The organism is Methylophaga sp. UBA4204, from assembly GCF_002379485.1.
In the GTDB taxonomy this organism is placed as follows: domain Bacteria; phylum Pseudomonadota; class Gammaproteobacteria; order Nitrosococcales; family Methylophagaceae; genus Methylophaga.
This window is the reverse complement of record NZ_DFTU01000109.1, coordinates 27,615-27,902: the sequence shown is the minus strand read 5'-3', so window position 1 is coordinate 27,902 and position 288 is coordinate 27,615. Positions and strand designations below refer to the sequence as shown.

At 47.2% G+C, this 288-nt stretch carries 1 pseudogene; it reads right to left on the bottom strand.

Annotated elements, in window-relative coordinates:
- Nucleotides 1-288 (bottom strand): annotated as a pseudogene (locus tag B3182_RS16035) (phosphate acyltransferase); the annotation flags it as partial.

The window sequence follows — 288 nt, the reverse complement described above, 5'->3', positions numbered from 1 at the left end:
CCGGTATTACCGGCACTGACACAAGCAGCCGCTTGCCCCTCTTTCACCAGGTTAATAGCTACCCGCATGGAAGAATCTTTTTTGCCGCGAAGAGCCGAAGAAGGAGGTTCATCCATACCAACTGTTTGGGAGGCATGCTGAATTTTCATCCGGTGTTTATCACTGAACTGATGTTTAGCTATTTCTGCTGAAATAATGGCTTCATCGCCAACTAAAATCAGCTCTACATCAGAATGCCTTTGCAGTGTTGATATAGCAGCGGGGATCACGACTTGAGGTCCGTGATCT